Below are 23,762 nucleotides of genomic sequence, written 5' to 3' on the forward strand. Positions count from 1 at the left end.
GAGGAGAGTTTTTACGTGAAGAGAAATAAAAACCTCGTTGCTCAACACATGTCTGCACAACGAAAATATGTTGTTCTTCTTGGCATCATATCCTTTGCACTTGGTACAGCCATTGTTGGTCAGGCTGCATTGCTTGCAGAAGCCATTCAGCGTATCTTCGTGGAAAAAGCCTCTTTCTCATCCGTGGCTCTGATCCTTGGCATGCTTTTGGCGATGATGGCTTTACGTACATTGTTTTCATTTGTCAATGGGAGAATTGGTCTCCATATGGCTGCCACTGCAAAGACCAACATGCGTGAATCTGTTTTGCAAAACTTGACCCGTGTTTCCATGGGTTTAAGTCTTCAGGGACAGACGGGAGAGAGGGTCAGCGTAGCATTGGATGCAGTAGATGAGGCGGATAGTTATTTCAGTCAGTACATCCCGAAAATGGTGGAAGCCATGATCATTCCCATTTTAGTCCTGATCGTTACATTTACTCAACATGCCAATTCAGGTTGGATCATGATGTTTACGGCTCCGTTTATTCCGATATTCATGATCCTGGTGGGGCTAAAGACGAAAAATAAATCGGAAGAAAAATATGCGCAGCTGGCCAACTTTTCCGGTACGTTTTTGGATTCCCTTCAAGGGTTGGTTACATTGAAAATATTCGGGCGAACTCAGCGTCAGCAACAGGAGATAGAGCGCAGTAGTCTCAACTATCGTGACACAACCATGGATATTTTGAAAATCGCATTCATGAATACGTTCATGTTGGAATCCATTGTGATGCTTAGTATCGGTATTGTCGCCCTTGAGTTGGCCATTCAGTTGGTTGTTTTCAAATCAATGGCGTTTCACACGGCTTTACTCGTTCTGTTACTCGTTCCAGAATTTTATAATCTCTTAAAAAATACAGGCACCGCTTTCCATAGCGGGCGGACAAGCATGGGAGCGATCCGTAAGGTTGAGAGTATGCTTGAGAAGAATACGGTAGAAGCGCATGTAAGCGATGGTAACGATCGGATGCCAAATTTTCAGTTGTCCCATGCAAAGACACTTCCGGTACCCCCTTCGATAGAATTAAAAAATGTACGATTTCAGTATGCTACTGATTCATTTGAATTCCACTCGGGAAGTGTGTTTATTAAACCGGGGGACAACATTGCCATTGTTGGTAAGAGTGGAGCCGGTAAAACGACACTGCTTCATCTTATTGCCGGTTTGCTGAAACCGGATTCGGGGATCATTCTGGTTAATGGAAACCCACTCTCTCATGATCATGAAGAAGAATGGTTTAAACAGGTTAGCTACATCACACAGCACCCTTACATTTTTGCTGGTACATTCGCAGAAAATATTGCGATCGGTGCGGGTAGGGACGTTTCTAGGGCAGAAATCGAGAAGGCCGCAGAGGAAGCCGGACTTACAGCGGTTGCAGCACAATTGGATAAGGGGTTTGATACATTCGTTGGCGAAGGCGGACGTGGGCTATCGGGTGGCGAAAAGCAACGTCTTGCCCTGGCACGCGCATTTTTGAAGCGGCCTGCCATCATATTGTTCGATGAGCCTACAGTAGGGCTCGATTTGCGCACCGAAAGCATACTGCAACGTTCCATTTCCACATTGTCGAAAACGTCTACCATGATTACTGTGGCACATCGTTTATATACGATTCAACACGCCACCAACATTTTGTTTGTAGACCATGGATCGATCGTGGATTCAGGGTGTCACGAGGAGCTTCTGAAACGCTTGCCCCAATATGCTGAAATGGTCGCTGTTCAACAAAAAGGAGAATTAGCATGAGTGAGCTGGCTATGTTATCGAAAGCGATGTTTCAAGAGCGGAAGGATATTATCTTTTCGATAATAGGAGGGTTTATTGCTGGAATAGCCGGTGTAGCTCTCTTTTCCGCAAGCGGGTATCTGATATCTCAAACGGTATTTGCGCCACCGCTCTATACATTGATTATCCTTACATCCCTTGTGAAATTTCTCGGTTTTCTCCGGTCGGTGAGCCGTTATGGAGAACGATTGTATACCCACCGGGCGACGTTCTCCATCCTCAGCCGCTTGCGAACTTCCTTTTTTGCTAAGCTCGTCCCTTTGACACCTGGAATACTGAATAAAAATCGAAGTGGGGACTTACTTGCACGGATCGTTGGAGATGTAGAAAGTTTACAACACTACTTTCTGCGCGTTGCATATCCGCCGCTTGTTGTAATGATGGTGTTTTTGGCAACGGTGCTTTTTACAGCTTCCTATTCCTTCTGGATTGCTGGTTTGCTGGTATTGGGAATGTTGATGACTTCACTGGTCGTGCCTGGAATCGTTCTGTTGGGACAGCGAAAAATTCATGAGCGCGTCCGCGAGCAACGATCGAAACTGTCCACGGAAATCACAGAAACACTGTATGGATTTCGTGATTTAAAGATTTATGGGCAATTGGCACAGCGTGAGGAGCAGCTTCAGCGCTATTCAGCTTTATTGGCAGCTGAACAGCAACGAGCTGCTGTCCAATTGTTACGGGGACAATCCATGCATGTTTTTGTTACATTTTTTGTTGCTTGGGGTGTGCTGACGCTCAGTGCCTATTTGATTCTGGACGGAAGACTTGCTGGCGTATTTCTTGCCATGCTGGTCATGGCCACGCAAACCGTTTTCGAAGAGGCAGCTCCATTGGCCGTTTTACCTGCATATAAGCAAGATAGCGAACATGCAGCCAATCGGCTGACGGAAACAATACCATCTCAAGCTGCAACATTACGATCAAGTAAGTCTGAGTCTTTGCCAACCGATTTACCTGTATCCATTGAAATAAGCAATGTTACTTTTCAATATGAGGGGGAGTGGCGGCCAGCACTATTGAATTTCTCACTGCAACTTGCTGCAGGTTCTAAAACAGCGATTGTTGGGCCGAGCGGGTCAGGAAAATCTACATTAATCGAGTTGTTGCTCAAACTGCGAACAACAACATCGGGGAATATACGCATAAACAAAGTCTTGATTAACGAATTGGATGAGGAAAACATCTGGGAATTGACAAATGTAGTGTTGCAACAAAGCCATTTTTTCAAAGGGACGCTTCGTGAAAATCTGTTGGAGAATGCAGATGAACATTCTGACGAGGAGCTAATGGAGGTACTTGCTAAAGCCCAATTACCAAATGTTTCGCTAAACCAGGTGGTCTATGAGAAAGGTGAAAACTTATCCGATGGGGAAAAACAGCGTCTTGCCCTAGCACGAGCCATGCTGCGCAAAAGACATCTGTGGTTGCTGGACGAACCAACGTCTTCTCTGGACTATGTAACCGAGCAACGCGTTCTAAAGCAATTGTACGAGCAAGCGAGCGGAGATACACTTCTTCTCATTTGTCATCGCCTCACCGGTTTAGAGAAGATGGATCAGATTGTCGTCATGGAGCAGGGCGAAATTGTGGAGATCGGTTCATTTAAGGAATTGATGGAACAGAAGGGATACTTTTATAAATTGAAACAGATTGAACTACAGATGATTGGTGAATCTGGGGTTTAAACCGCTTGAGCTCCTGTAAGCTAACTGGTTGATTCCGTTCACTCAGGCGTAGGAGGGCGATTAAAAATGATAACAAACCATAGAAGAGTTTTACTGGTTGATGACGAGACACGCATTCGCAACATTCTACGAATGTATTTGGAGTTCGAAGGATTCATAGTCGAAGAAGCATCGAATGGTACACAAGCCATCGAAAGATATGGTGAGAACCACGCAAATTATGATTTGATCGTGCTGGATTGGTTACTGCCTGACATGAATGGGATCGAGATTTGCAAGTGTATGAAACAAACACAACCTGATATTCCGATTCTGTTGTTATCTGGGCGATCGGAAGAAAAGGACCGCATTGAAGGTTTTGAAGCCGGAGCAGACGATTACGTCATCAAGCCATTTAGCCCGAGGGAAATTGTGCTGCGTATCCAAAACATGATAACCCGTGTATATTCTCCCAGTCCCTATGTTTCTGAAACCGGTGATTTGCTAAATAACGGTTTTAAGATTGGTGAAATTGTGCTTTATCCTTCAGCACGCCGTGTTATGGTGAAACAAAATGAGGTCCATCTGACTCCGAAAGAATATGATCTGCTCTATTTCCTGATCACACATCAAGAAAAAGTTTATTCTCGTGAAGTATTGCATACTGAAATTTGGAAGTCATCGCACAGAGAGATTTACGACCGGCGTACAGTAGATACCCACATTAAACGCCTGCGTGATAAGCTATTCTCCTATTACCCGGAAGGAAATGGATGGATTCAGACATTATGGGGACATGGGTATATGTTCAAAAAAATTTAATTTTTGGGATATCAAATATAAAAAATGCATAAAAAATGTTTGCCGAAAAAGACAAGAACATGTATGGTTAACTTAATTATTAATTACCAAATGCGATGAAGAGGACAAGTAGATCAGGAAACGCCGTTCAGAGAACTGCCGGTTGGTGCGAGGCAGCGGATATCCGAATCAAAAATCACCTCAGAGCTGGCCTCCGAATTATAGTAGATGGGCCCGGGATTCTACCGTTACAAAGAAGCATCGTTGTTGGATGATGGCTAAGAGGGCGTTTATTATAAACATCAATCAGGGTGGTAACGCGGAGCAACTCCGTCCCTAATGGGATGGGGTTTTTTTGCGTCTTCATAGAATATTTATTATATTGGAGGGTTATCGAATGAGTAAATTGATGTTACAGAACGTTTGACATTACGGCAACTTGTATATGATGATGCTGAAGCTTTGGGTAGGGATTGGTGTAGTTTAACTGGCTGGGTTAAAGATCAGGAATTGAGCTGATGAAAGGGTGATATTGCAATGCAATTCAAGTTGTATACGGATGTGCATGAGTTTTACAATGACACCTATGATGTGCTGATGCGTCATGAAGCGCAAAATTTGATTCCTCTTGGCAATATCATCATTGGGCATGAAGGAAAAGACAAAACAGACTGGCGTGACCCTGTAAATTGGCTTATGGCAACTATTTCGGATGCTAAGGGCGTACAGCTTACCGCCATAATGACTCCGCCACACAATATTACGCTTTATGCAACAGACAACATCATTAACCCGGATGCGATAAACTGTCTGATAGACGGGCTGAAAGACCGTGAAATTCCAGGTGTGATAACTGAAAAAACCTTGGCAGAATATTTTGCCAAAGAATATACCTTGCGCAAGGGAATAACCTTTAAAACCACCATGAGCCAACGTATCTATGAACTTACGGCAGTAAACCCAGACATTCAAAAGGTTGGTATCGTTCGATTGCTAAATGAAAAGGACATTCACTTTTTCCCATACTGGGCTGAAGCATTTTATGCAGCGGGGAGTTATGGCAAAACAGAAATGTCCATCCCGCAAAATGCAGACCCTTACCTCTACCGAATAGCATCAAAAAAGCTCTATATTTTAGAGGACAACGGGATACCCGTTTCTATGGCAGGATATACAAGGGAATTGCAGACGGCTATTGGCGTGGCATTTGTATATACCCCTCCATATGAGCGCAGGAAGGGTTACGCTACTTCAATTGTGGCGCAAATAAGCCAACTTGCATTGGATAAAGGGTTTACTAAGTGCGTCTTATATACTGACCTAGCAAATCCCACATCTAATAGTATCTATCAAAAGATAGGCTATATGCCAATTTGTGATTCGCTCCAGTTAAAATTTGAATAGTACAATGATGCGGACAGAACTTTTACTACCTTAGAAAATAAGAGCATCATATAGAGTTATAATGAAATCACTTGGAGTTATAGGGGGGAAACACATTCTATGTTAGGCGCTGAGATCAGCATAATGGAGTATTTTACGGAGCAAAACATCGAACTCCTTTTGGAGCGTTTCCGCTCGCTGGGGCCGCTGCCCGGCATTCTGCTAACTTTTCTAAAGTCTTTTGTTCCGCCGCTGCCTACTATCATGATTGTCGGCGCCAATGCCGCCATCTATGGATTGTGGCTGGGTTTTTTATATTCGTGGATCGGCCTTGTAACGGGCAGTTTTCTTACGTTTTGGCTTTTTCGCAAAGCGTCGGATACACCATTTATTCAACGCTGGGCGGTCAGGCCCAAAGTACGGATGGCCATGGTATGGGCGCAGAGGAACGGGTTTAGCTTCGTTTTTCTCTTAAGCATGCTCCCGATAGGACCGTTCGTAGTTATAAACATGGCCGCGGGATTAACGCGAATGCCGACGGTTTCCTTTGCGGCAGCCGTAACTCTAGGCAAAGGTGTCATGGTATTCTGCGTTTCCTATATCGGAATGCACTTGTCCGATTTTATTGCCCAGCCCGTCAAGTTAATCGGAGTGGCATTGTTTATTGCAGCTTCCATATGGTTGAACCGGAGGCTGCAGGCCTATTTTACGTCCTCGGCAGCTGTGGCATCCGAGCCCTCGAACACTATGGAATAAAGCGGGGAGAGAACTTGGAGTTAGATTATAAAAAATAATGAAGGGGTATGCTGCCAGGCTGATTTGGTCATGTAAGACGACAAGAACATACACGCTTATTAGCCGCGTAACTGCGGCTATTTTTGTTCAAACGATAAATGTCCATGTCAGCTTCACTTATTCTAAAATGTTGTATCGAAGCCGCCGATCGCGCTAAAATGGCTTTACATGTAATGCTAAAAAACGGGGGCTTCGCCGTGACGATGAAATGGATTGACTTGTCCAGGAATGCGATAGACTTATACGAACAGAAGCATAGGGGCGGGCATCTCGTGTCTGAGCACTATCACCAGACGTACCAGCTGCTATTTGTGCTGGAAGGGGAAGGTACGATCCGGCTAGGGGGTGAAGTACGGAAGCTTGCGGTCGACGATACGGCGCTGATCGTTCCGTATTCCGTCCACTCCGTCATGTCCGACTTCAGGCTGACCTTGTTAGTGTTGGCGTTTGACGAGGCAGTGCTCGATCCGGATATGAGGGCGCAGCTGCTCCACGCCTACTTTCCGGCCTCCTGCCTGATGAAGCCGGGATTGTTTGCTGCGAGCGAACTGCGACAGCTGCTGAGGAAAATGCTGTTCGAGCAGTCCAGGGAGCTGTCGCCGCTCGTCCGGCTTTCGCTCAAAGTCCAGCTGTCTCAGTTGCTGCTCTTGCTGGTTCGATCGGCCGGAACGGAGGCCACCGGAGCGGGCTCCAGCTCCAACAAGCTGCGTGCCGAGAAAATTCGCAGCTATATCGATTCGAAGTATTTTGATCCGCTGACCGCGGGGGACATCGCCTCCAAGCTGGACATCAGCACACGGCATGTGAACAACATCTTCAAGGAACGGTATAACATGACACCGATGCAATATTTGACCGAGGTACGCATCCGCGTCGCCCAGAAGCTGCTGGTGGAAACGGGTAAGGATATTATATCGATCTGCTTCGAGGTCGGCTACGATTCCGTGTCTACGTTTTACCGGTCGTTCAAAGCGGTCGCCAAGCTGTCACCAAAAACGTACCGGGAGCTGAACGCGCCCACGCAAGCTGAGTAGGCAGGGAGCCTTATTGAAACATATTTTCCCCTTCATCCCCCATCGGATAAGCGCCGGCGGGGGGTTTTGTTTTTTGCTCGAATAATTCGCTTCCAAAATTGAGAATCGTGTTCCCGTAATTGTAAGAAAAGTGGTTTCGCATCGACTACAATACGGTTATACGAAGCGAAGGGAGCGATGAATGTGGCAGTTCGCAACATCGGCATTATTATGAACGGCGTTACCGGACGGATGGGAACCAACCAGCATTTGATCCGTTCGATTCTTGCGATTCGCAAGCAAGGGGGCGTCGCGCTGCCGGACGGAGACGTCATCATGCCCGACCCGATTCTGGTCGGCCGGCAGGAGAGCAAGCTGCAGGCGCTGGCCGCCGCCCACGGCGTCGAACGTTGGAGTACCGATCTTGAAGCATGCCTCGCCGATCCGTACTATGAAATTTATTTCGACAGCCAGACGACGGTGCGCCGCGCCGAAAGCATCAAGCAGGCGATCGCCGCGGGAAAGCATATTTATTGCGAGAAGCCGACGGCCGTCGATTTTGAAGGGGCGCTTGAACTGGCCCGCATCGCCGCTGAGGCAGGGGTGAGAAACGGCGTCGTGCAAGACAAGCTGTTTTTGCCAGGATTGCTCAAGCTGAAGCGTTTAAACGACTCTGGCTTCTTCGGGCGTATCCTGTCCGTGCGGATGGAGTTCGGCTATTGGGTGTTCGAGGGCGACTGGCAGCAGGGTCAGCGGCCATCGTGGAACTACCGCAAGGAAGACGGCGGCGGTATAATCGTCGACATGTTTGCACATTGGCGCTATGTTCTCGAGAATTTGTTCGGGGAAGTGAAGGCTGTTTCCTGTCTTGCCGCTACACATATTCCGAAACGTCTGGATGAGCAGGGCGTTCCGTACGAATGCACGGCGGACGATGCGGCGTACGCCATATTTGAGCTGGAAGGCGGCATTATCGTGCAGGCCAACTCGTCCTGGGCGGTGCGCGTAGACCGCGACGATCTGCTCACGGTTACGGTCGACGGCACCGAAGGCAGCGCCGTGGCGGGTTTGCGGGACTGCAAGACGCAGCATCGGGTTAATACGCCGAAGCCGGTATGGAATCCGGACATTCCGAACCCGTTCCGGTTCCGTGACCAATGGGTGGAGGTGCCGGACAACGCATCATACGACAACGCGTTCAAGGTGCAATGGGAACTCTTCTTGAAGCATGTCGTCATCGGCACGCCGTTTCCGTGGGATTTGCTCGAAGGCGCGAAGGGCACCCAGCTTGCCGATCTCAGCTTGCAGTCGTGGCAGGAACGCCGCTGGATCGACGTGCCGAAGCTGAGCCTGTAAAAATAAATACTAAAAAAAATCTGCTTTTCAGCACCGAGAAGGTTGGATGAAGCTAGGGACTGAGCAACGCAGCGTAGGTGAGCCTACGTGAGTAGCGGAAGGCCCGGCTGAATTCAAGATTCGACATCGAGTAAGCTTCATAGCTATACTTCGTGATCAGAAGCCGATTTTTTAATTACCTCTTAAGGAGGGGAATACAGATGACCCAATCGCTGCTCCTCCCCCGCGCAGGGGGAGCGTTGTTTGAATATACTCCGGGCAAAGCAGGTTCGTTCTCCGTGCCGGCCAAGCCGTTTACGGGCCGCATTGCCTTCTCGGCCGCCCATGTCGTCTGCGATCCGTTTGCGGACGCAGATCCGCTGCATCATTCGCAGATTGATTGGAACTCGACGCTCGCCTACCGGCACCATTTGTGGTCGCTCGGTCTGGCCGTGGCGGAAGCGATGGATACTGCGCAGCGCGGCATGGGCCTCGACTGGAACCGCTCGAAAGAGCTTATCCGCGCTTCGATCGCGGAAGCGCGCTCGGTCAGTGGCAAAATCGCCTGCGGCGCGGGAACCGACCATCTGTTTCCGGGTCCGTCGGTCACGATCGCCGACGTGGAAGCCGCCTATGAAGAACAAGTCGGCTTCATCGAAGGCGAGGGCGGTCAAGTCATTCTGATGGCGAGCCGCGCACTTGCCGCTTGCGCGAAAGGGCCCGAGGATTACGAGCGGGTATATGGTCGCATTTTGGGACAGGTAAAACAGCCGGTCATTCTGCATTGGCTTGGCGACATGTTCGATCCCGCTCTGGCCGGCTATTGGGGATGCAAGGACGATCTGGACGACGCGATGGACGTTTGTTTGCGCGTCATTCGGTCAAACGCGGACAAGGTCGACGGGATTAAAATCTCGCTGCTCGATGCCGGTAAAGAAATCAAGATGCGCCGGCTGCTGCCGGAAGGCGTCAAAATGTACACCGGGGACGACTTCAACTACCCGGAACTGATCAAGGGTGATGAGCAGGGCTACAGCCATGCGCTGCTCGGCATATTCGACGCGATTGCGCCGGCCGCCGCCCAGGCGCTTCATGCGCTAGACGCAGACGATCTGGTCAGTTATGAGGCGATAATGGAGCCTACCGTTGCCTTGTCGCGTCATATTTTCCAGAAGCCGACGTACGCCTATAAGACGGGAATTGTGTTCATGGCCTATCTGAACGGCCACCAACCGCATTTCCGCATGATCGGGGGAGCGGAGGGATCTCGCTCGATCGTCCATTTGGCCGAGCTGTTCGTGCTTGCCGACAGGGCCGGGCTATTGGCCGATCCGGAGCTTGCCACCGAACGGATGAAGCCTGTCTTGGCGCTGGCGGGTATTTGGCCGTAATCATTTATAGAGATGTTTGAAATCCGGGAGGGATCAGTATGGAACCGCTTCGTTCCATAGACAGACTCAGCTTGAACCAGATTACGACCGATCGGCTGAATATGCGTGAGGCCGTGGAAGCATGCGTTCGCGCCGAAGTGCCTTGGATCGCGCTGTGGCGGCATAAAGTGGCCGAGACCGGCCTGGCCGAGAGCAAGCGGCTTGTGCGGGACGCGGGCCTGCGCGTCTCCAGCCTGTGCCGTGGGGGTTATTTTCCGGCGGCCACCGCGCCTGCGCGCAAAGAGCGGTTGGACGACAATCGCCGCGCTGTCGAGGAAGCGGCCGAGCTCGGTACCGATGTGCTCGTGCTCGTTTGCGGACCGGCGCCAGACCGGGATATCGATTTCGCCCGCAAGACGGTCGAAGAAGCGATCGCGGAACTTGTGCCGTTCGCCCGCTCGCACGGAGTCAAGCTCGGCATCGAGCCTTTGCACCCGATGTACGCTGCTGAACGCTCCGTCATCAATACGCTGGCGCAAGCCAACACGCTCGCGGAGCAGCACGACCCGCAAGACGTCGGCGTCGTCGTCGATGCGTTCCACGTCTGGTGGGACCCCGAGCTGTACGCGCAAATTGAGCGGGCCAGGGGGCGTATACTCGGCTTCCACGTCTCCGATTGGATCGTGCCGGTACCCGACCTGCTGATGGGCAGAGGAATGATGGGGGACGGCTTTATCGAGTTGCGCCGGATGCGTCATGCCGTTGAAGCGGCCGGTTACGTGGGGGCGATCGAGGTGGAAATCTTCAACCGGCAGGTATGGGATATGCCGGGAGACGAGGCACTGACGCTCATCAAGGAACGTTATTTGCAGCATGTATGAATGATAAATTTGCAGCTTTGGCGGGCCGGGAGAATCGTTCCCGGCTCGTCAAGCCATAGCTTTGGAGGGAAGGAATGTGAAGATTTGTCGCACCGCGCTGATCGGGATCGGGGGATTCGGCGCTGAACATGTGAAAGTCATGCAGAAGCTGGTCGAAGAGGGGAGCCTGCAGGTTGCTGCTTTTGCGGAGCCGAATGTCGGCGCTCATCAGGAGTCTTACGACAAGCTGACCGCGCTTGGGGCCGTCCATTATATAGACTACGTGCAGATGCTCACGCAGCATCCGGATATCGATTTTGTCGTCATCGTCACGCCGATCTCCTCCCACAAGCCGATGTGCATCCAGGTGATGCGGATGGGCTTTCACGTGCTGGTGGAGAAGCCCCCGGCGGTAACGATCCAGGACTTGGACGAGATGATCGCGGTGCAGATGGAGACCGGGCGCTTGTGCCAGGTGAACTTCCAGAATACGTCGGGCCAGGCGTTCCGAACGCTGCTGGAAAGGATCGGCTCCGGTGTGCTCGGGCAGGTGGAGCATGTGGTCGGTATTGGCATGTGGAAACGGCTTCGCTCTTACTACGATCGAACCCGCTGGGCTGGCAAACTGGTCAGCGACGGCCAGTATGTGCTGGACGGGACGTTCAACAATCCGTTCGCCCACTTGCTGCACCATAGCTTGCTGGCGGCCGGAGGAGGCGCCGCAGACTTGTACCCGGAATCGGTGCAGGCCGAGCTTTACCACGTCAATGACATCGATGGGGACGATGTCTCCTGTATTCGCGCCGTTATGGCTAACGGTGTGAGCGTTCATTTTTACGCCATGCTTTGTCACGAAGTCAGCGAAGTGCCTTCGATTGCCGTGTATGGAACGCGAGGGGAAGCGCATTGGAATTACCAGAACAAGCTGACCATTCGCGCACAGGACGCCGAAGAGGATTTGGCGTTTGGTCCGACCGATTTGATGTGCAGCATGTATTTGAACCTGATGAAAGCGATTGAAACCCCAGGGAACCCCCTCTTCTCGCCGCTCAAGGCAAGCCGAAGCTTCGTGCTGGTATCCAACGGCGCCTATGAGTCGGCTCGCGCCGTTCGTGCCATTCCCGGCCAATTCGTGACCGAGCGGGAGGATGGAGATTCCACGGTGCGCTTGCTGCCCAGCTTGTCCGAGAAGATGAGAGACGCGGCAGCGAAGCGGCAACTGTACAGTGAATATCCGCTTCCTTGGGCGGCGCCGACCCGGCTGTTCCGGATGGAGGGCTACAGCCGATTCGAGCTGCCTGCCACGATGTGCACAAATAACGGTAGACCGACCAATTAGAGGCATTCCTCTAGGTAGCGACGGCAGCGTTCCGGAGGCTGCTATTACCCGTGAGCAGCTGATCACGCTCCTGTACCGGTATGTCGAGCAACCTGCTGTGGACGGCATCAACAAGAGCTTTCCGGACAGCGGCGAGAATTTCCGCTTGGGAAAAGGATGCCATGAGCTGTGCTACGAAATTGGGATCCTGAACGGCAAGCCAGGGAACCTTCTAGACCCTGCCAGTATTGTCTCGCGGGCTGAAGTGTCCGCCATACTCACGCGCTTTATAGCTTGGCTAAAGTAATGCATCTTGGTAGAAATCCGATCTCGGAAGTGTTGTTCCGATTGTTTTACCGAGACAAAACTCGAACGCTTGTTAACAAACGGCGCGTGAGTACATTGGTCAAACCTTCGATATGATTCATCTTATCTTGGTCAGCTCTTCCCATTCGATGCGACCATTCGACACGGTGTCTCGGATTGATGCGTGCTTCAGCTTGAATATGAGAACCGATATCTGCACGGCGGATCTTGAGCGATCGCGACTCGAATATGTTGCTCAAGATCCGCTTAGGTTGTAAGACGACAAGAACATACACGCTTATAAGCCGCTAAACAGCGGCTTTTTTTGTTTTGAAGATATTGTAGTTTTTAGCATTTTATAATACGTGGCTGAGCAGGCTCCAAAGAAGAACCGAGTACGATAAGCTGATGCCCGGAAAAACGGAGTAACAAATCTATAACTGGCTTCAGACATTAAGCTAACGGGCAGGATAGTGCTAATTTGTCTACAGGAATATCGACAAATTCAACCCCTAACTTTTATCGAAATTTTAATTTATATTGAATTTATGAACAATAAAAGTACGGATAGGAGGGCGAGAAAATGAGTCAAGTGCGGAACTACTACGAGAATTCACAAAATAAAGAAAGCATACGATCAATTTATAACACAGGTAATAATCTTAGTGCTAAGTATGAGGTCATGGGTAAATACGGAATATCAACAGGAATGTTTGAAACTTGGACCATAGATAAGCTTAACTTGTTGGGCAGTGAACGCGTTCTTGATATTGGAACAGGGAATGGGAGGTTCTCGATCCCCACCAGTAAAATTTTGAAGAATAATGGCGGGTTTATGGTTTGTTGTGACTTAACAGAAGGAGTTATGAATTCAGCACGTATTCAGGCAGAACAGGAAGGGCTACCTATCCTCCACATGATTGCTGACGCTGAAAAATTGCCGTTTCTTTCTGATGAGTTTGATGTCGTCATGGCTAATCACATGCTTTACCATCTACCTGATTTGAAAAAAGGATTGAAGGAAATTTGCAGAGTTTTAAGAAATACAGGACAATTTTTAGCTACGACTAATAGCAGCCGGGGGATGCCTGAATTCTTCGCACTGCATCAGGAGACAATGCATCAGTTACATATCCCATTTGAAATTAAAGACGATCCGATTCCTTTTTCCTTAGAAAATGGAGAGGCCATACTGTTAGAGCACTTTAATCGAGTAAAACTACTAACTTATGAGGCAGGATTCAAGGTAACAGATCCAGAGCCTGTGTTAAAATACTATATGGCAACTCAACTCTATCAAGGTCCTTTTCATGACATATCATTAAGCCGCGAACAACGGGAAGCAATTTCACACACTTTCCTTACTCTAACTAGACAAAAAATTGAATCCTGTGGTGGAGAATTGATCATTTCAAAACAAGTTGCGGCTTTTATTTGTGAATTGAATTAACTAACAGGAACGATAGCTCAATCGAAGACTTTTTCTCTAACAGGCAGTTTTGCGCCAGTTGTATGCCGATCCGGAGGAAAAGTATGAGGCACTGTTCCATGCCTCTAACGAACCGAAGTTCATGATGGGTTTGCCACTCTACATCGATGGCGTCCCCGTCTTCGGAAAAAATGCTTAGGGAGGACCATAACCTATGAAACTGCTAACCTATCTTGAAGGCAATACATACCGCCTCGGTGTCGCTACCGAGGTAGGCATCGTCGACGTTGCGGCGGCGCTTGGCGACGGCCCGGGACCGCGCACCGTGCACGAAGTGATCGAGGGCGGGGAGGAAGCGATTCGGACGCTGCAGCAAGCAGTTAACCGCACACTGGCGTCTTGCAGCGACGTCCTGCTCGGAAAATCGGGTCTCAAGCTCGGACCGTGTGTTACACACCCGAACAAAATCATTTGCGTCGGCCTTAATTACCGCAAACACGCCGAGGAGACAAACGCGCCAATCCCGGAGTATCCGATTCTGTTCAGCAAATTCAGCAACACGTTGGCTGCTGACGGCGAAGACGTGCCGCTGCCGCGCACATCGCAGAAGGTTGATTACGAAGCCGAGCTTGTCATCGTGATTGGTAAGACGGCCAAATATGTCGCCAAGGAGGAGGCGCTAGACTACGTATTTGGCTACTGCGCCGTCAACGATTTGTCCGCGCGTGACCTGCAGATGCGCACTCAGCAGTGGCTGCTTGGGAAGTCGTGCGACAAATTTTCGCCGCTCGGGCCGTACCTCGTTACCGCGGACGAGGTCGGCGACCCGAACGCATTAGACATCAAGTGCATAGTAAACGGCGAAGTGCGACAGCATTCCAACACGTCGGACATGATTTTCCGCTGCGACGAAATCGTCAGCTACATTTCGCACCATATGACGCTCGTGCCCGGCGACATAATTTTGACCGGGACGCCGGAAGGCGTCGTGCTCGGCAAACCTCCGGAGAATCAGGTCTACTTAAAGGCCGGCGACATCGTCACGATTAATATCGAGAAGCTGGGCAGCCTCACGAACCGCATGATATCCGAATAAGCGCGAGATACCAAGTTATGATGTAATCGCCAGTCACATTGCCTCACAGAGAGTAGCTCATCGATTAGGTTATTTTCCCGCATGGGTTTCTGATTGGCGATGCAATTTTGTAGGACTTGAACAGTAATAGTTTCTTTAAAAAGTTAAGCTGACGGGGAACGATCGCTGAATGAAGACATTTAAAGGCAGCCGGCTTTTTGGCCGGATGCTTTTTTTCAAATAACGGGCAGTATAGTATCGCGTCATCCAATATATGGTATTATGGAAAATGAAGTTAATTTCATGTTATATGGTGATTGAGGATAGCTTGTGAATGGGGGGGGATTTCTTTGGTAGATGCATATTTGCCGCCAAAACATCAGATTTCAGTGTCGGCACTCATTGAGAATAATAAAGGTGAAGTTCTGTTAGTAAAGACTCATTGGCGCTCGGATACGTGGGAATTCCCTGGTGGAAATGTAGAAGAAGGTGAATCACTTGATGATGCAATTACTCGTGAAGTCCTTGAAGAGACTGGAATTCTGATACGTCCTGTTGGTGTAACGGGAGTTTATTATAAGGAAACAAGCAATCTATTATCGGTGGTATTTAAAGCAGAACTCATTGATGGCCAATTAAAAATTCAGCCCGAAGAGATAATGGAAGCTATGTTTGTAAGGCTGACGGTGAGCAACATAGAACAGTACATTACTCGTCCTCATATGAAGTCACGATCATTAGATGCAATTCGGAGTAAGGGGTTCGTACCGTATGAATTTTGGAAGACAAAGCCGTTTCAACGGATTTCTCGCTTAGACCCTCACGGTGTACAACCTGAAGTGAAGCAAGCTAACGGGAAATGATAGCTCAATGAAGATAATTGAGGGCAGTCGACCTAAAAACTGGCTGCTTTTTCCTCAACTAACGGGCAGGATAACGGGGAGTAGGGGGCTGCTGTTTATTATGTAAGCGACAGGAACATAGACGCTTAATAGCCGCGTAGGAGCGGGCACATTAAGATATTGGGCAGATTACATCAATACGGTTGGAATTTTATAGGGAATATGGTCGTTATAATGTAATGAGCTGAGAGGAGTGATTATTGTAAAATTTCTTTGTACTAGCATATTAATCGTTGGATTGCTGATTTTATTTGGTTGTTCAAATACTTCCGAAAAAGATGCAGAAGTCAGCCCAAAGTTTGTAAGTGAAGGAATCGAAATGCAAGGCATAGAAGGGAAAATCGGTATCTTGGGACCGGATTTCGTTGCGAATCAGGCTAATAAACATATGTGGCACTTATGGGGAAGTAAAGCTGATTTGGACGGGGAATTTAAAGTCGATGCCATGAATATAAAATCCGGTGAGAAGATAAATCCGTTTACTGCTGATATTCCTACATCCTTGTTCGGTCCAAATAACGGTGCAGATGCACATTTACCATCCTCAATGAGGCTACCGAAACCTGGCATTTGGCAGCTTAACGCTTATATTGATGAGAAGTTGTTCGGCAGTATTAATGTCGAAGTCAAATGATTATTGAAACTAAAGGGAAACGTTAGCTTCAATAAACCGCCTTTTCACCAAGGCGATTTTGCAAGGGATATCAGACTACCTCTGGGAATTCCAGGATCTGGAGCAGGCGCTCATCTTTTTCTGCGAACAATTTGTAGCTTCTGCGAACGGTTCGTCCGATTACAGCGCTCTGATCCGTCTGGTTACAATGGAAGCCGCCAATCTGCCAGCCTCGTTTTTAGAAAAGCTGGATAACGCAACGGAAGAGGGGATTACCAGGAGGTTTACCGAGTTTGGATAAACCGGACTGCTCGATGTGCCAGATCCTGTAATAGCTACAAAGCATTTCGCTGCCTTAACGTTTTTATTGGTATTTGATCAACCGAGAAAAAACGGGACATTAGATGAGGAACAAACAAAACGTATCATCACTGAAGGCGTGCGCGTCTTTCTTTGCGCTTATGGAAAACGCACCGTACAAAACGAAAATCAACCATCAAACTGATAACTTGATAACATTCCCGACTGATGACAAGAACATGGTTACATTCCCCATGATTTCATGGAAGTAAACATTTGGTATGTGTGATTGGCGTAAATGTAGAGACCCACGAGGGAGCACAAATTGTCATATGCCGTACGCCTAGGCAGACGTAAGGGTTAGGTCTACCTGGTTAAGCAGGATGGTCCAGAGAGAATGGCTCGATCTGATTTTTAAAAAGTCGAAACAGATGTGTGCTGGATTACCAATCAGATTCATTCAGGGAGGAAATAACATGCTATATGAGTTGCGAATCTATACGATTTACGAAGGTCGAATGGATGCCATTCAGGAAAGATTTAAGGAGCATACGTTTAGAATTTTCACAAGGCTGGGAATGAAGGTCGTGAATTTCTGGATAGACGCAACGGGCCAAAATAAAATATATTACGTGATGGAATATGAGGATATGGCGCAGCGTCAAAGGCTATGGGAGCAGTTTAAGAAAGACATCGAATGGATTCAAGTAAAACGCAATTCGGAAGAAAACGGAGGGCTCATCGTCGAAAAAATTGATGAATATTTTATGAATCAAGCTGAATTTTTCAGATTGGGAAATTGAACTAACGGAAAACGATAGTCGAATAAACGAACAGAAAGAGTTGCCGGTGCTAATCGGCAGCTTTATTACGCTAATGGGCAGTTTAGTTCATTGAAAATGAAAAAATTGCAATAGTTACACATCAGGATGAATTTGCAGGCGTTGGAAGGATTGTTTATTTTAATGCAGAAGAAGCTGAAATTGGCGGTATATATATATTGGATGAGTTCAGAGGATTATCGCTTGCAAATGAGTTAGTTGATTACTTGGTAAAGGAAACTAAAAAAAATAATTTAAAAGAAGTGTATTGTCTACCGTTTGAAGAGTTAAAGCATTTTTATCAAAAATTTGGTTTTAAAGAATTTGACTATGAGGGCAAACCAATTAACAATCATATCCTAAAGAAGTTTCAATGGTGTTTAGACACCTATGAGAAGAAGGTTTTATTACTTAAATTATAAATAATACAAAAGCCAGCTGTAAGACGACAAGAACATATACGCTTAAAAGCCGCATGGCAGCGGCTTTTTTTTGTTTTAACAATAATGAGCCAAGATCGGCTCGTCATTTCTCGGGGACTCCGATCAGCGTAGCGGCCGCCCGGTATACTCCCGGCCCGCACAACGCGCTTGCAAGCCCCTCGACTCCTCGCGCGAGGAACCACGTTCCCGGATACGTTTGGCAGATGGCGATGCCTCTCTTGAAAAGTGCCAACGCTTCTGTGGGCCTCTGCCGGATTAACGCAATATATCCCAAGGCCCGAAAAGGTCCCGACAACTCCAAGTCGTCTTTTTTGCTTTCTCAAATATCGTGGCATTTTCGACCCAAGTGCTTTTTTATTATTGGGTTTTGTTATATCAGTAATATTGTAGATTTGCGTAACGCTGTTCTTAAGTAACTTTGTAATGTAAAATTATACTAGTTATTAATGTATTGGAGCGCTCCTATGCGGACTGCGAACTTTACAACGAGGAGGAGAGACCGATGATCAAATCAAAAGCTCCCAAGAGACCGACAAGGGATGAATTTGTATTAGAGGAGATAGGCAATCAGCTTACAGAGGCTTATCAAGAAGGGTCAGAAATTCTACTTACTGTGTGGGGTTGGGATGAGCCAGTAAGGGGTCAAATAGATCAAATGGACTCTCGGACTGGAAAAGTACACATCAAAAAGGATGGAGTTATTACCAAGGTCCCTTTTATGGATATCATGGAAATTAACTATCCTAGAGATTAGATTTAGTGAAAGGGAGATTTGTAGATGAGTAATCTTATGTGGATCTTGGAGGGATCAAATGACCGAAGTAGGGCGGGAAACGAATTCCTTTTATCGTATGTTTCAATTAACCGATACTGGATTTGAATTCATAAGTATCTTACTAATTGTGACAATTATATTTGGATTAACATAGCGGAAAAGATAAATACAAAGACAAGTGCGGTCCAATGAAAAGGTTAATTGTTACTTTTAGAGTGAGTCGGATAGAGTTGATGAAATGTCAGTACCAATCAGCTATAAGTGTTCAATAGAACAAATGGTGAGAGTCGAATTGACATATTTTGATGGGATGGTTTTTAAAAGTGAAATCCATAGCCAGAAGAGGAGTAAGATAAATAAGTAGGTGTCCTGCGTAGGCTATCGCCGCATTAAGAATTGCCAAATGGAAGTTTACTTACGACGCTGAAAGATTGAGCGAAGCCTCGCGGATGCTAAAGAGCTCCATGGGTTTCGCTATTGCCGTTTGCGCGGACTCTCCAACATCACGGAACAAGCGTTGATAACGGCCGCCGTGCAGAATATGAAGAAGATGACGATCCACCTGGATCGCCTGGAAAAGAGGGGGTAACCCTTCTTTTTTAGGCTTTTTAGCAACTGCAAATGAAAAAAGAGAAACCCAACGTCTCAAAGACATGGGTTTCTCGACAATCTGAGGAGCTCTCAATGAGCTCTTTTATTTCGCTATATTGAGAATGTTCAAGATGGGAAGGAATGTCACGCCTACCTCAACATTCTTGACAACGTAGCAATCATATTGCCTACTGGTTCTATCGTGCCAAGCGCTTCTTTCCGGCTTCGTCGACAGCTCGCCGGCGAAATCGAAGCTGAAGACGTTTTACATCTCGTAGAATCAGCGCAATCGGCGACAAAATTGTCGGTCTCTATTAATAAAACATACGATAAAGGCACCCTCTAGAGGTTGCCTTTATTTACATGCTGAGCGAAAAATCGGGAAGCTTCGGGAGCGCACGATGCTTGTACAGTAGAACAATGGACTAAGGCTTCCTTTGAAGCGATTCGCTGAAAATGGCTTGACAAATAATTTCAGGTTCCAATATGATGGTAATGAAAACGTTTAACGTATATCGATTGCATTAAGGGGGGGATCTTACTTATTCAATTGCTGAAAGTGTGTGGGTTTATTGGTGCAAGCCAAAACGACAATAAGAAATACCGAGTTAAGCATGGAGAGGTTGAAGTGAATGGCGATTCAATATGGAATTCTTGCACTCTCCTGGATTGGCGGAATGGTCAAACGAGTCCGGACTGCTTGCGATCCAGCGCGCTTCACGGGCAGGCTACGATCTGTTGGAGGTCTCACCGGTAAAGCCTGACACTTTCGACTCGATTTTCGCATATGGGTTGACTTTGCGACAAAAAGGAAAGCGGTCTAATGTTTGCAACGACTTGACAGATCAATACTTTGAGGTGATCGCAAATGAGTGAAGTGAAAGTGAAAACGGTTCGAACGCCGCAGTTGGAAATTGCTTACGAAGAGGAGGGGGCGCCAGACGGCTTCCCTGTTATCCTGATGCATGGTTTCCCCGATGACGTTCGTGTTTGGGATGGGACGGCGTCAATATTGTCTTCGGCAGGCTACCGGGTATTGATGCCGTACTTGAGGGGTTATGGTCCGACTCGATTTATCGATCCGGATACGCCAAGGGTTGGGCAGCAGGCTGCATTGGGGCTGGATTTATTGCAATTCATGGATGCCTTGCGGCTCGAACGGGCGTCTATAGCCGGCTATGATTGGGGATGTCGAGCCTGTTGCGTCGCCGCGATCCTGAACCCGAAACGAATTCGAGCTCTGGTTGCAATCGGCGGTTATGATGTCCACGATGTGATGTCTCCGCCTAAGCCGGCTCCTCCGGCCCTGGAAGCAGAATGCTGGTATCAATGGTACTTTAATACGGAGCGTGGAAAAGCGGGACTGGAAGCTTATCGAAGAGAAATCTGTCGAAAGTTGTGGGAACGCTGGTCGCCTAGCTGGCATTTTGACGATCTTACCTTCGAGCGAACGGCCCATTCATTCGAGAATCCGGATTTTGTACAAGTGGTGATTCAGGAGTACAGGCATGTTCATCGAAATGATAACGGTGATCCTGCATTCGTCGAGACTGAAAAGTATCTATCGACATTACCGCAAATTGAAGTTCCGGCAATGGTGCTGCACGGAGATGAAGATACGGTCCACCCTCTCTTCCGATCGGAGGAACTGATGTCCAAATTTATCGAAGGCACGGAAAGAAGAGTCGTCCGAGGAGCAGGACATTTTCTGCCGCGGCAGCGCCCTGATGCGGTTGCGGAAGCGTTAGAATCGCTGCATCTTCATCATCCCTCACTTGTAAAATCTCGGAGGTATCCGCATGTTTAAAGCAATTGCATTTGATATGGATGGAGTTCTTATCGACACTCAATCTTCCGTCAAGGAATTCTGGAACCAGGTCGCCACTGGATGTGGCATCCGCTTGGAACCTTCGGATTTTAATCAATATATCTATGGGTGTCAAGCTTCCTATACACTGGACCGTCTATTCCCTATGCTGACTTCTATCGAACGTACTGTGGTTCTTTCCAAACTTGAATCGTATGAAGCAACGATGACCTATCAGGAAATCATCGGCGTATCAACATTTTTGGCATCCGTAAGCGAGGCGGGTGTAAAGACCGCGCTCGTAACGAGTGCTTCTCCGTCAAAGGTGAACGAGGTCATTTACCAGATGAAATGGCAGACTTACTTTGATGTAATCGTTACAGCCGAGCACATCGCTCAAGGAAAACCTGCTCCGGACTGCTATCTTCTGGCTGCCGAACGGTTGAACGTCGACCCCGGCAGTTGCATTGTGTTCGAAGATGCCAGAAGCGGTGTCCGTTCAGCGGTGGCGGCAGGAATGTATGTTGCAGGTGTTGGTCTGGATCGATTATTGAAGGGCGAGGGAGCGGCGGTTGTCGTCGATAACTTCAAATCCGTCAAGCTGGTGAGCAAGAATGGCGGGTCAAGTAAGAGCCATATTCATATTGGGGAAGTCAGCGTGCCAATTCGGACTTCTTATAACCGTACACTGGGTTCCGGAAAGGAATGACTGGATGACTACCATACTTACTGCGTAATGGCGATTCAAACACATGGGGTTAAAGTCCCCATACAAATAACAGGTATCCCCGATCAGTCAGATGGCCTGACATTTTACAACAGTTACTGGGGCCTGATTTCTTAAGAGTAAATTCGGAATGACCGCTGAAGCCATTGCTAAGGGAGCCGGCGAGTTGGCGGACATCATCAAGGCAACCCCCGTTTGGAGCTTATGACAACCCTCCGGCCTTGATTCTCGTGGTTCCACTGTCTATCGGAAAATTGTGCGAGTCAACCAAATTGTTTTTTAGGTGCTCAGTTCCGATGGAGCGATTTGGTGAAGTGTTACAAATTGCGATCGAAATGTTGCGTATCATGGAAGCATCTTAAGAGTCATCCGCAAGCGGACGGACCAAACTTCTCAGCTAGACTCGGGTAGCAGTAGTTTGCCGGATGATTAGTTGCGGCTCGACAACGGATTCGCTTTGCGCAATCGTATCAAGCGTTCCATCGATAAAGCCGGTGAGCAGGTCGATTGCCGTAATGGCAAGTTCTCGCGCTGGCTGCTTCACGGTTGTTAGCGGCGGAAAGGAATCAGCCGCTTCTTCAATATCGTCAAATCCAATAATGGACAGGTCGTCTGGTATTCGCTTGTTTAGATACCAAGCCGCACGGATTGCGCTCAAGGCGTACTGATCCGACGCGCAGAACAGGGCCGAGGGAGCTTTGCGACATTCAAAGAGCGCTTTGGAACGTTCGAAAGCGGTAAACCGGTCGCGAGCGTCTAGAATATGGCTTTCGTCTAGCTCAAAACCACGGTGCTGCAAGTAATCTTTAAAGGCTCTCAATCGTGTTCTTACTCCACCGTGCTCTAGATTCCCAAGGAAACCTATACTGTGGTGACCCAGCTCGATTAAATGATCGAGAGCTAGATGAACGCCTTTTGCGTCATCTGTTCTTACCTGCGGAATTGGTAGTGAACTGTCCCCGGTAATCGATACAATGGGGGGACCGCTTTGTTTGCTGCGTTCCAGAAGAGAATGGGTGGACAGATTTCCAATTAGAACGAGACCATCGAACCAATGGTTTATCATGAAATGCAGCTGACGCTCTGCAGTATGCGCATCGTAATCGGCGTGTCCCATAAGCATTTCCATTCCTTTATCGTGAGCGGCTTTTTGCACTTCACGTACAAGAAGCGATAGGAAGGGGTCATGAATGTCGCGAATGATCGCACCGATGACTCCTGAGCGCTTTGATCGGAGAGCAGCGGCGAAGGGATTGATCTGATAACCGAGTTCTTGGGCCGACTGCAGCACTTTTTGCTTTGTCTTTTCACTGATCTTTATACTTCCATCGCGGCTGTTTAGCACTCGAGATACTGTCGCAAGCGAAACGCCGGCTTTGGCCGCCACATCGGCAATCGTAATATTAACCATTCATCTCAACCTTCCCGTGTATTCTACTTCTTTAGGATATCAAAAAGCATTTAGATTGCAACATTATACGTATAACGTTTTCATTATTGTTCGGATATCTTTTTGATGTACAAGTAAAATGAAGCGAAAGAGCGAAAAAATGCGCAGAACAGGACAATATTGTAGGGGATTTTATGCTTATCGGAGCGAT

At 48.0% G+C, this 23,762-nt stretch carries 23 protein-coding genes, 2 pseudogenes and 1 other annotated feature; of the genes and pseudogenes, 23 read left to right on the forward strand and 2 right to left on the reverse strand.

Going from position 1 to position 23,762, the window contains the following annotated elements; translation table 11 throughout:
* Nucleotides 1–48: 48 nt before the first annotated feature.
* The 19 genes and pseudogenes from cydD to K2F33_RS22755 all read left to right on the forward strand — a co-directional run bounded on the left by cydD (nucleotide 49) and on the right by K2F33_RS22755 (nucleotide 18,240).
* Nucleotides 49–1,791: a thiol reductant ABC exporter subunit CydD gene (gene cydD, locus K2F33_RS22665; RefSeq protein WP_412974010.1), complete on the forward strand. Its 1,743-nt coding sequence runs from the start codon at nucleotides 49–51 to the stop codon at nucleotides 1,789–1,791.
* Entirely contained in the window at nucleotides 1,788–3,518 is a 1,731-nt protein-coding gene (gene cydC, locus K2F33_RS22670) for a thiol reductant ABC exporter subunit CydC (RefSeq protein ID WP_089547455.1), read from the forward strand. Before cydD ends, cydC begins: the two co-directional genes overlap by 4 nt.
* Before the next feature lie 66 nt (nucleotides 3,519–3,584).
* A complete protein-coding gene (locus tag K2F33_RS22675) occupies nucleotides 3,585–4,319 on the forward strand; it encodes a response regulator transcription factor (RefSeq protein ID WP_076165176.1) in 735 nt (244 codons plus the stop codon).
* 86 nt (nucleotides 4,320–4,405) lie between these two features.
* Nucleotides 4,406–4,639 (forward strand) — a binding site (T-box leader).
* A gap of 196 nt (nucleotides 4,640–4,835) precedes the next feature.
* Nucleotides 4,836–5,702 (forward strand): GNAT family N-acetyltransferase, encoded by an 867-nt coding sequence (locus K2F33_RS22680; RefSeq protein ID WP_263878705.1) that lies wholly within the window; start codon nucleotides 4,836–4,838, stop codon nucleotides 5,700–5,702.
* Between the two features lie 99 nt (nucleotides 5,703–5,801).
* Nucleotides 5,802–6,437 (forward strand): TVP38/TMEM64 family protein, encoded by a 636-nt coding sequence (locus K2F33_RS22685; protein WP_089547452.1) that lies wholly within the window; start codon nucleotides 5,802–5,804, stop codon nucleotides 6,435–6,437.
* 242 nt (nucleotides 6,438–6,679) lie between these two features.
* Nucleotides 6,680–7,510, forward strand: a complete 831-nt coding sequence (locus tag K2F33_RS22690) for an AraC family transcriptional regulator (protein ID WP_263882425.1) — start codon at nucleotides 6,680–6,682, stop codon at nucleotides 7,508–7,510.
* A 183-nt stretch (nucleotides 7,511–7,693) separates the two neighbouring features.
* A complete protein-coding gene (locus K2F33_RS22695) occupies nucleotides 7,694–8,845 on the forward strand; it encodes a Gfo/Idh/MocA family protein (RefSeq protein WP_076169258.1) in 1,152 nt (383 codons plus the stop codon).
* Nucleotides 8,846–9,045: 200 nt separating this feature from the next.
* On the forward strand, nucleotides 9,046–10,215 hold the full coding sequence (locus K2F33_RS22700) for a dihydrodipicolinate synthase family protein (RefSeq protein ID WP_263878706.1): 1,170 nt from the start codon (nucleotides 9,046–9,048) through the stop codon (nucleotides 10,213–10,215).
* Nucleotides 10,216–10,253: 38 nt separating this feature from the next.
* Nucleotides 10,254–11,075, forward strand: coding sequence for a sugar phosphate isomerase/epimerase family protein (locus K2F33_RS22705; protein WP_145133218.1), 822 nt, complete (start codon nucleotides 10,254–10,256; stop codon nucleotides 11,073–11,075).
* Between the two features lie 76 nt (nucleotides 11,076–11,151).
* On the forward strand, nucleotides 11,152–12,393 hold the full coding sequence (locus K2F33_RS22710; RefSeq protein ID WP_263878707.1) for a Gfo/Idh/MocA family protein: 1,242 nt from the start codon (nucleotides 11,152–11,154) through the stop codon (nucleotides 12,391–12,393).
* An 868-nt stretch (nucleotides 12,394–13,261) separates the two neighbouring features.
* A complete protein-coding gene (locus K2F33_RS22715) occupies nucleotides 13,262–14,128 on the forward strand; it encodes a class I SAM-dependent methyltransferase (RefSeq protein ID WP_263878708.1) in 867 nt (288 codons plus the stop codon).
* A gap of 70 nt (nucleotides 14,129–14,198) precedes the next feature.
* A pseudogene (locus tag K2F33_RS22720) lies at nucleotides 14,199–14,306 on the forward strand (short-chain dehydrogenase); the annotation flags it as partial.
* A 15-nt stretch (nucleotides 14,307–14,321) separates the two neighbouring features.
* Nucleotides 14,322–15,203 (forward strand): fumarylacetoacetate hydrolase family protein, encoded by an 882-nt coding sequence (locus K2F33_RS22725; RefSeq protein ID WP_263878709.1) that lies wholly within the window; start codon nucleotides 14,322–14,324, stop codon nucleotides 15,201–15,203.
* 329 nt (nucleotides 15,204–15,532) lie between these two features.
* Entirely contained in the window at nucleotides 15,533–16,045 is a 513-nt protein-coding gene (locus K2F33_RS22730) for an NUDIX hydrolase (protein ID WP_412973940.1), read from the forward strand.
* A gap of 232 nt (nucleotides 16,046–16,277) precedes the next feature.
* Nucleotides 16,278–16,718: a DUF4871 domain-containing protein gene (locus tag K2F33_RS22735; protein WP_263878710.1), complete on the forward strand. Its 441-nt coding sequence runs from the start codon at nucleotides 16,278–16,280 to the stop codon at nucleotides 16,716–16,718.
* 58 nt (nucleotides 16,719–16,776) lie between these two features.
* Nucleotides 16,777–16,998 carry a hypothetical protein gene (locus tag K2F33_RS22740; protein WP_263878711.1) on the forward strand — a complete coding sequence of 74 codons (222 nt, stop codon included), beginning with the start codon at nucleotides 16,777–16,779 and terminating at the stop codon, nucleotides 16,996–16,998.
* 15 nt (nucleotides 16,999–17,013) lie between these two features.
* Nucleotides 17,014–17,202 (forward strand): TetR family transcriptional regulator C-terminal domain-containing protein, encoded by a 189-nt coding sequence (locus tag K2F33_RS22745; protein ID WP_263878712.1) that lies wholly within the window; start codon nucleotides 17,014–17,016, stop codon nucleotides 17,200–17,202.
* Nucleotides 17,203–17,473: 271 nt separating this feature from the next.
* Nucleotides 17,474–17,800, forward strand: coding sequence for an NIPSNAP family protein (locus K2F33_RS22750; RefSeq protein WP_263878713.1), 327 nt, complete (start codon nucleotides 17,474–17,476; stop codon nucleotides 17,798–17,800).
* A 104-nt stretch (nucleotides 17,801–17,904) separates the two neighbouring features.
* Nucleotides 17,905–18,240 (forward strand): GNAT family N-acetyltransferase, encoded by a 336-nt coding sequence (locus K2F33_RS22755; protein WP_412974011.1) that lies wholly within the window; start codon nucleotides 17,905–17,907, stop codon nucleotides 18,238–18,240.
* A 103-nt stretch (nucleotides 18,241–18,343) separates the two neighbouring features.
* Here K2F33_RS22755 and K2F33_RS22760 read toward each other — a convergent pair whose 3' ends face one another.
* Nucleotides 18,344–18,493 carry a hypothetical protein gene (locus K2F33_RS22760; protein WP_263878714.1) on the reverse strand — a complete coding sequence of 50 codons (150 nt, stop codon included), beginning with the start codon at nucleotides 18,491–18,493 and terminating at the stop codon, nucleotides 18,344–18,346.
* Between the two features lie 270 nt (nucleotides 18,494–18,763).
* On the opposite strand from K2F33_RS22760, the gene K2F33_RS22765 reads away from it, so the two are divergent.
* The 4 genes and pseudogenes from K2F33_RS22765 (at nucleotide 18,764) to K2F33_RS22780 (ending at nucleotide 22,143) form a co-directional block, all read left to right on the forward strand.
* Nucleotides 18,764–19,015 (forward strand): YolD-like family protein, encoded by a 252-nt coding sequence (locus tag K2F33_RS22765; protein ID WP_076165200.1) that lies wholly within the window; start codon nucleotides 18,764–18,766, stop codon nucleotides 19,013–19,015.
* 448 nt (nucleotides 19,016–19,463) lie between these two features.
* Nucleotides 19,464–19,625 (forward strand): annotated as a pseudogene (locus tag K2F33_RS22770) (transposase); the annotation flags it as partial.
* Nucleotides 19,626–20,495: 870 nt separating this feature from the next.
* Nucleotides 20,496–21,434, forward strand: coding sequence for an alpha/beta fold hydrolase (locus K2F33_RS22775; RefSeq protein WP_076165204.1), 939 nt, complete (start codon nucleotides 20,496–20,498; stop codon nucleotides 21,432–21,434).
* Nucleotides 21,427–22,143, forward strand: coding sequence for an HAD family hydrolase (locus K2F33_RS22780; protein WP_263878716.1), 717 nt, complete (start codon nucleotides 21,427–21,429; stop codon nucleotides 22,141–22,143). Before K2F33_RS22775 ends, K2F33_RS22780 begins: the two co-directional genes overlap by 8 nt.
* A 415-nt stretch (nucleotides 22,144–22,558) precedes the next feature.
* Here K2F33_RS22780 and K2F33_RS22785 read toward each other — a convergent pair whose 3' ends face one another.
* Nucleotides 22,559–23,572, reverse strand: a complete 1,014-nt coding sequence (locus tag K2F33_RS22785) for a LacI family DNA-binding transcriptional regulator (protein ID WP_263878717.1) — start codon at nucleotides 23,570–23,572, stop codon at nucleotides 22,559–22,561.
* Nucleotides 23,573–23,762: the final 190 nt, after the last annotated feature.

Source organism: Paenibacillus sp. PSB04, from assembly GCF_025809195.1.
GTDB lineage: Bacteria > Bacillota > Bacilli > Paenibacillales > Paenibacillaceae > Paenibacillus_AQ > Paenibacillus_AQ favisporus.